General features: G+C 69.3%; 4 protein-coding genes, 5 tRNA genes and 1 other RNA gene. 1 reads left to right on the forward strand and 9 read right to left on the reverse strand.

Going from position 1 to position 7,413, the window contains the following annotated elements; genetic code table 11:
• On the forward strand, positions 1-1,460 hold a 1,460-nt coding region (locus D7Y11_RS40360; RefSeq protein ID WP_233607554.1), incomplete at its 5' end, for a glycosyltransferase family 39 protein.
• 86 nt (positions 1,461-1,546) lie between these two features.
• Here the strand turns inward: D7Y11_RS40360 and ffs are convergent.
• From ffs to D7Y11_RS40405, 9 genes are all read right to left on the reverse strand, one after another.
• Positions 1,547-1,639, reverse strand: an RNA gene (gene ffs / locus D7Y11_RS40365) — signal recognition particle sRNA small type.
• 28 nt (positions 1,640-1,667) lie between these two features.
• Positions 1,668-1,754, reverse strand: a tRNA-Ser gene (locus D7Y11_RS40370).
• Positions 1,755-1,767: 13 nt separating this feature from the next.
• Positions 1,768-1,854: transfer RNA gene (locus D7Y11_RS40375), tRNA-Ser, on the reverse strand.
• A gap of 7 nt (positions 1,855-1,861) precedes the next feature.
• Positions 1,862-2,329: a tRNA adenosine(34) deaminase TadA gene (tadA, locus tag D7Y11_RS40380; RefSeq protein ID WP_120581647.1), complete on the reverse strand. Its 468-nt coding sequence runs from the start codon at positions 2,327-2,329 to the stop codon at positions 1,862-1,864.
• Positions 2,330-2,353: 24 nt separating this feature from the next.
• Positions 2,354-2,430: transfer RNA gene (locus D7Y11_RS40385), tRNA-Arg, on the reverse strand.
• Between the two features lie 29 nt (positions 2,431-2,459).
• Positions 2,460-2,549 (reverse strand) — tRNA-Ser (locus D7Y11_RS40390).
• 42 nt (positions 2,550-2,591) lie between these two features.
• A tRNA-Ser gene (locus D7Y11_RS40395) sits at positions 2,592-2,678 on the reverse strand.
• Positions 2,679-2,803: 125 nt separating this feature from the next.
• Positions 2,804-4,084 (reverse strand): serine--tRNA ligase, encoded by a 1,281-nt coding sequence (gene serS, locus D7Y11_RS40400; protein WP_121756096.1) that lies wholly within the window; start codon positions 4,082-4,084, stop codon positions 2,804-2,806.
• A 169-nt stretch (positions 4,085-4,253) separates the two neighbouring features.
• Positions 4,254-7,413 (reverse strand): tetratricopeptide repeat protein (locus tag D7Y11_RS40405; RefSeq protein ID WP_233607555.1); only part of this gene is annotated, 3,160 nt, incomplete at its 5' end.

Consider the following 7,413-nt stretch of genomic DNA (forward strand, 5'->3'; position numbering starts at 1 on the left):
CCCCCAACTCCGACGCGCCCCCGGCCCCCGTCCTCCCTCAGGCTCCGCTGGAAGTCCCGGCCCCCGTCCAGGCGGGGCTGCCCGTGGGCTTGCGCGTGCTGGGGCTCCTCGCGGTGGCGCTGGTGCCGTGCGCCCTCGCGGTGAGCGAATTGGGGCGCATCCATCCGGACGAGGTGTTCCAGGCGCTGGAGCCCGCGTACTGGCGCGTGCACGGCTACGGCGTGCTGGCCTGGGAGTGGCGCGAGGGCCTGCGCAACTGGGCTGTCCCCGGCGTGCTGGCCGCCTTCCTCAAGGTGGCGCACGGGTTCGGCGTCACCGATCCGCGCGTCTACCGGGGCGTGGTGGCGCTGCCCCAATTCGCCCTGCACGCCTGGAGCCTGTGGGCCGTCTACCGCTTCGCGGAGCGCAGGGCGGGCCCGTGGGGTGGGGCGCTCGCGGTGCTGCTTGTAGGGCTGAGCGCGCCAGTGCTCCTCTTCGCCGGACGCACCCTGTCCGAGTCCTTCTCCGCGTCCTTCCTCCTCGTGGCCATGGAGGCCCTGGACCGGCCGGACGCCGGCGCGGACGCACGCGTGCGCCGGGCGGGGCTCCTGGGCGGCATGGCCCTGGGGCTCGCCGTGGTGACGCGTTACCCGTCCGCCCTCTTCGTGGTCGCCGCGCTCCTGTGGCTGGCCGTCGCCCGGAGGTGGCGCCTGCTCGCCTTCACCTGCGTGGGGGGCGCGGCGGTGGCGGTGGGCCTGGGCCTGCTCGACTGGGGCACCTGGGGCACGCCCTTCCACTCGTTCCGGGCCTACGTGGACTACAACCTCCTCTCCGGGAAGGCCGCCGCCGCGTTCGGCGCCTCACCGCCGGACTTCTACTGGGGGCCGCTGCTCCAGGCCGTGCCCCTCTGGGCCTGGGCCGCCGTACCCTTGTCGCTGGCCCCCCTGGTGCGCTTTCGCGCGCTGTCCCTGCCGCTCACCTGCGCGGCCGTCTACACCGCCGTCCTCCTGGCCACGCCCCACAAGGAGGAGCGCTTCCTCTACCCGGGGCTGGCGGTGGCGCTGCTCGCGGCCGCGTCCCAGCTGGCCGCGTACTTCTCCACGCTCTCCCGGCAGGGCCTGAGGAATGGGGCGGCGGTGCTCGCGCTGGCCCTGGGCTTCGTGCATGGCCGCGGCTTCCCGTCCAACGACCTGCGAGCGGACCAGTTCCGCGCCATCGCCCGGGCCACGAGGGGGGACGCGACAGGGCTGCTCATCGTCAACGAAGGACTGTGGGGCTCCGGGGGCTTCTTCTACATAGGCAAGAACATCCCCTGGCGCACCTGCGACTGGCCTCGGGACGCGGCCTTCCAGGCCTCCATCCACGACAGGGTCTTCAACCGCGCCGTCACCTTCGAGGGCCGGGCCCTGCCGGAGCTCCAGGCCGCCGGCTTCCGCGTCGTCCGCGAGGTGGGGCGCGAATCCATCCTCGTCCGCGACTGAAGCGAGGCAGTCAGCCGGGCAGGGGAGAGCAAGCCCGCAAAGCCGAAGCGCCGGCATCCCCGGAGGGATGTCGGCGCTTCAGGTGAAACAGAACGGCCGGGACACACGCGGAAGTACGCTACCGTTGCTTCCTTCCGGACCTGGCGGGGTTCGCGCCCCCACGTTGTCCCGACCACAAAATCAGTGCTGCGACTTCGAAAATAACAACGGAGAGGGTGGGATTCGAACCCACGATACCCTTTCAGATATGCACGCGTTCCAGGCGTGTGCCTTCAACCGCTCGGCCACCTCTCCAATCACGATGGAGCGGAGAGCGTAGGATTCGAACCTACGGTACCGTTACCGGTACGCCTGATTTCGAGTCAGGTGCCTTCGACCACTCGGCCAGCTCTCCAGAGTATTCAGTTTTCACGTCGCTTCGCGCGCAAGCGCTCGAAGAACGTCTTGAGAAGCTGGCGACTGTCGTCCGCCAGGATACCACTTGTCACTTGAAGCCGGTGGTTGTGCCGGGGCTCTTCCACCAGGTTGTACAGCGAGCCGACCGCACCCGCTTTCGGATCCATTGTACCAAAGACGAGTCGGGTGACACGAGACTGAACTAGAGCACCGGCGCACATGGCACACGGTTCCAGCGTCACGTAGAGGGTCACCCCGGAAAGTCGCCACGCATCGCGAGCTTTCGCAGCGGCGGCGAGGGCAATCATTTCGGCGTGGGCGAAGGGATTCCGGTCGCATTCGCGGCGGTTGTATCCAATGCCCACGACGTTTCCGTCGAGCACCGCCACCGCACCTACCGGTACTTCCCCAAGTGAAGCCGCTTCCCGCGCGAGCTCTAAAGCCTGCTGCATGAAAGCGATGTCGTCACTCATGTTACGTGCGCGCCTGAGAAGAAGTGGCGCTCCCTGGAGGATTCGAACCTCCGGCCTTCGGATTCGTAGTCCGACGCTCTATCCAGCTGAGCTAAGGGAGCATTTCTTCCGGCTGCTGCTTTACATCAAGTGGCGGAGAGAGAGGGATTCGAACCCTCGATACCCTTGCGAGTATGCAGGTTTAGCAAACCTGTGCCTTCAGCCTCTCGGCCATCTCTCCAACTCTTCTCTGTCAAAGAACCACGAAACTCAAGCTCAAAATCGGAGGCGGTAGGATTCGAACCTACGGAAGGCTTTCACCTTCTGCGGTTTTCAAGACCGCTGCCTTCAACCGCTCGGCCACGCCTCCACAGCAGGTGCCGCCCGGTTCCCGGCGGGCCAACCGCGCCCGTGGGGCCGCCCTTCTACATCATTTCTTCCCTGTGGCAAGCGAGATGTTGGCCCCTTTTTACGTCCGGGGCCCCATCGCCCTGACTAGAGGGGGCGCAATTCCTTCAGCCCGCCCATGTACGGCACCAACGCCTCCGGGATGGCGACGCTTCCGTCCTCCCGCTGGAAGTTCTCCAGGATGGCGATGCTCGTGCGCCCCACGGCCAGCCCGCTGCCATTGAGGGTGTGCAGCATCTGGGGCTTGTCCCCCTTCTGGGGGCGGAAGCGGATCTTCGCGCGGCGGGCCTGGAAGTCGCCGCAGTCCGAGCAGGACGAAATCTCCCGGTACGCGCCCTGGCCGGGCAGCCAGACCTCGATGTCGTACGTCTTGCGCGCGCCGAAGCCCATGTCCCCGGTGCACAGCAGCATCACGCGGTGGTGCAGCCCCAGCCGGCGGAGGATGTCGCACGCGTCATCCGTCATGGCCTCCAGCTCTTCCAGGCTCTTGTCCGGCTGGGAGAACTTCACCAGCTCCACCTTGTGGAACTGGTGCTGGCGGATGAGGCCGCGCGTGTCGCGTCCGGCGGCGCCGGCCTCCGCGCGGAAGCACGGGCTGAAGGCGCAGTAGCGGATGGGGAGCTGGTCGCCCTCCAGGATTTCGTCCGCGTGGTAGTTCGTCACGGGGACTTCCGCGGTGGGGATGAGGAAGCGCTCGGGGTCGCCGGACGTCTTGAAGGCGTCGTCCTCGAACTTGGGCAACTGGCCCGTGCCCATCATCGTCTCGCGCAGCACGAGGTAGGGCGGGAGCAGCTCCGTGTAGCCCTTGGACGTGTGCACGTCGATCATGAACGTGACGAGCGCGCGCTCCAGCCGCGCCAGGGCGCCCTTGTAGAAGGTGAAGCGGCTGCCGGACACCTTCGCGGCGCGCTCGAAGTCGAGCATGCCCAGCGACTCGCCCAGCTCGAAGTGCTGCTTCGGCGTGAAGAGCAGGTTCGGCTTCTCACCCCAGGTCTTCACCTGGACGTTCTCGTCCGCGCTCGCGCCCACCGGGACGGAGTCGTGGGGCACGTTGGGGATGACCAGCAGGATGCGGTTGAGCTCGTCCTCGACTTCCTTGAGGCGGGACTCCTTCTCCTTGATCTCCTGGGAGACGCCGCGCAGGTCGCCGCGCAGCTTCTCCATGGCGGACGGATCCTCCTTGGCCTTGCGCTTCATCTCCTCGTTGGCGGCGTTGCGGCGCGCGGCCAGCGCCTCCATGGAGACATAGAGGTCGCGGCGCTCCAGGAAGAGCGACTGGAAGGGGCCGAGGTCCAGGCTGCCGCCCCGAGTCTTCAGTCGGGCGACGACCGCATCGAAGTTCTGCGCAACGTTCCGGAGGTCCAGCATAGGGGCTCGCCTTGTAGTCATCCCGGGCGTGGGCCGGCAAGGCTCACCACGCACCGGGTGCTCAAGGCCGGACGCCCCCAGGCCCCGGGGGCTGACCGGAAGGGCCCCGCCGCTGGTCTACCGGAGGGGTGGGCGGGCCTGGAACGAGAGGCCCGCCCGCCAGGCCCGGTCAGTGTTCGAGGTCGTAGATTTCGTCCTCGATGTCCTTCTTGTCCGCCGCGTCCGGCTTCTTCACCAGGTACTCCTTGAAGGCCGTGATGGCGTCCTTGCGCTTGTTGCGCTCCTTGTAGGCGAAGCCCAGGTAGTAGAAGGACTGCGCGTTGTCCGGCTCGACGCTGGTGGCCTTCTTGTACCAGTCGATGGCCTTGGCGTACTGGGCCTGCTCCGTGAAGGCGCGGGCGACCTTGTAGTAGACGTACGTGAGCTTCGGATCCGCCTTGAGCGCCGCCTGGTAGCGGCGAACGGCGTCGTCCCAGCGGGCGGCGTTGAAGAGCACGTCGCCGATGGCGCCCATCACCCGTGTGCGCTGCGGATCCGCCTTGAGCGCCGCCTCGAAGGAGGCGATGGCGTCGTCGAACTGGGCGCGCTCCAGGTGGGCGTGGCCCAGGGCCTCATGCGCGTCCGCGTAGTTGGGCTCCAGCTCCACGGCGGCCTTCCACTGCTCGACGGCGTCCGGCAGCCGCTTCGCGTCGCGCAGGATGACGCCGTACGCGTAGTGGTAGTCCGGGCGCTTGGGCGCGCGGTCCACGGCGGTCTTCATGCTGTCGAGCGCCTGGGTGTACTCGGCGCGCTTCGCGCGCACGAGGCCCAGGTAGTAGAGCGCCTCGTGGTTGGACGGCTCGTTGCGCAGCGCGAGGCCCAGGTTGCTCTCCGCGCCGGCCAGGTCGCCCTTCTCCAGGAGCACCGCGCCCAGGGTGATGGGCGTGGTGATGGAGCGGGGGTCCTCCGCCTTGGCCTTCTCCAGCTCCGCGGCGGCCTCGTCCAGCCGGTGCAGCCGCCAGAGGACCAGGCCGCGCTGCAGCCGGCCGTCCTTCAACAGGTGCGGATCCAGCTCCAGGGCGCGGTTGGCCTCCGTCTCCGCGCGGGTGGCGTCGCCATTGAGCAGGGCCACGCGTGACAGGCCCAGGTGGGCGTCCGCCAGGTTGGGGTCCAGCTGTACGGCGCGGTCGAACTCCTGCTGCGCGAGCAGGCTGTTGTTCTCCGCGAGCGCCAGCTCTCCCAGGCCCGCGTGCACGCCCGCGTGCTCCGGCGCCTGCTGCGCGGCGGCCTCCAGCAGGCCGCGCGCGTCCGCGTTGCGGTGCTGCCGGAGATACAGGCGGCCCAGGTACAGGCCCGCGTCCACCAGCTTCGCGTCGGCGGCGTTGGCGCGCTTGAAGTGGCCTTCCGCCTCCGTGGGCTTGTCGAGCGCGTCCTCGATGCGGCCGTAGAGGTACGCGATGCGCGCCTCGTTGGGGAAGCTCTTGCTGGCGGCCTCCACGGCGGTGAGCGCGTCCTGCATCTTGCCCGTCATCACCAGCGCGGTGATGTGGCCGTCCACGAACTCCAGGTTGTCCTTGTCCTCCTTCGCGAGCGAGGCGTAGAGCGGCAGCGCGCCGTCGTAGTCACGCTGCGAGCGCAGCACCTGGGCGAGCTGGGCCTTGATGAACTCGGAGTCCGGGTTGGCCTTGAGGGCCTCCTTCAGCTCCGTTTCCGCTTCCTTGGGCTTGAACTGCTGGAAGAGGGCCATGCCCTTGAGGCCGAGGGCGCGGGCGCGCTCGGCGGGCCCCAGCGCGTCCTGGAGCTTCAGGGCGCTCTCCACGGCCTGGGCGCCCTGCTCGATGTTCGACTTGCGCACCAGCAGCTCCACCGCGGCCAGCTCCACCGCGGAGGCGGCGTGCTGCGGATCCGCGGCGAGCGCCTCCGCGTAGGCCTTGGCGGCCTCGTCGGCCTTGCCCTGCGCCTGGTACAGGTTGCCCAGCGCGTGGTGGGCCTTGGCGGACTTCGCGTCCTTCTCCAGCAGCTTGGTCAGCGTGGCGACGGCGTTGGGGATGTCCTTCTGCTGCGCGTAGGACTCCGCCAGGAGGAAGGAGAGTTCCAGGTCGCCCTGGTTGTCCTCGCGGCTGGCGGCGTCCTGCAGGCGGGCCTGTACCTCCGCGGCCCTTCGCTGGGTGAGCGCGATGCCGGCGGTGGTCTTGATGACCTCCACGTTCTTCTCACCCAGCAGCTCGATGGACTCCATGTGCTTGCCGCACGCGGTGAGGTCGGAGCGCTCTCCGTCCGCGTAGCGGCGCTGCAGGTAGGCGACGGACTGGCACCAGAGGGCGCGGACCTCCGGGTACTCGTTCTTCGCCAGCACCTGGGCGCTCTTCTTTCGCGCATCCTTGTAGCTGGCGTACGTGTCCGCCAGCAGCCCCTTGCGCGCCTCCTCGACGAGCTTCGCCTCGGCGGAGCCGGCGGACACGCGGGCCGGGAAGAACTTGTTACGGCCGAAGGCGCCGTAGCGGCTGGCCTCGAAGCTGGCGCCGGTGCCCAGCACGACCACCGCCACGCCCGCGGCGATGATGGCGGGCAGGCGCTTCTTCCACTTCGCGTCGGAGGCGCTGCGGTCCACGACGGACACCGCGGCCATGCGGCCTTCGTAGAGCTGGCGCAGCCGCTCCATGCTGGCCTGGGGGTTGGCGGGATCCGCGGCGCCCGTCGTCTCCGGAGCCGGCGCGCCCGGGGTGGCCGCGAGCGGCACGGCCTTGGCCGGGCCCTCCATCAGCCGCTGGATGGCGGCGGCGAACACGGGCACGGTGCCGATGGCGGACCACGCCTCCGAGTCCGGCGACACGTCCTCGTTGCCGAGGAGCTGGCCGTCCTCGAGCATCTTGACGATGACGCCCTCCTCGAACGGGCCGAACATCTTCCCGGAGCGGCGGCGCACGTGGAAGCGCTTCACCTGCACGCGGCCACCGGCGTCCTTGCCGGCGCTGTCGTCGATGAAGCTGAGCATCTCCAGGCCGTCCGCGGGGCCCGCGGCGGGCGGGGGCGGCAGCGGCGCGGAGAGGTCCGCTTCCAGGTCATCCACGGGCGCGGCGGTGGGGTCGAACTCCAGCGCGTCCGGAAGGCCCGTGGCCGCGGAGGACGGGACGGGCGCGGGGTCGCCGAAGTCCACGTCGCCGAAGTCCGTGGCGGGGTTGATTCGCGCGGGCGGCGCGGCCGGGGCGGGGTCGCCGAAGTCCAGCTGGAAGTCCGGAGCGGGCGGCGCGGCCGGGGGCGGCGACGAGAAGTCCACGGCGAACGGATCATCCGTGGGAATGGGGGCCTGGCCGTACGCGGGGGCAGGCGGCTCCGCGAAGTCGAAGGAC

This window comes from Corallococcus sp. AB018 (assembly GCF_003986945.1).
Classification (GTDB): Bacteria; Myxococcota; Myxococcia; order Myxococcales; family Myxococcaceae; genus Corallococcus; species Corallococcus exiguus.

Bases quoted from the DNA above. Each gene is read 5' to 3' on its own strand.
- serS (WP_121756096.1), bottom strand. From the start codon at position 4,084: ATGCTGGACCTCCGGAACGTTGCGCAGAACTTCGATGCGGTCGTCGCC.
- tadA (WP_120581647.1), bottom strand. From the start codon at position 2,329: ATGAGTGACGACATCGCTTTCATGCAGCAGGCTTTAGAGCTCGCGCGG.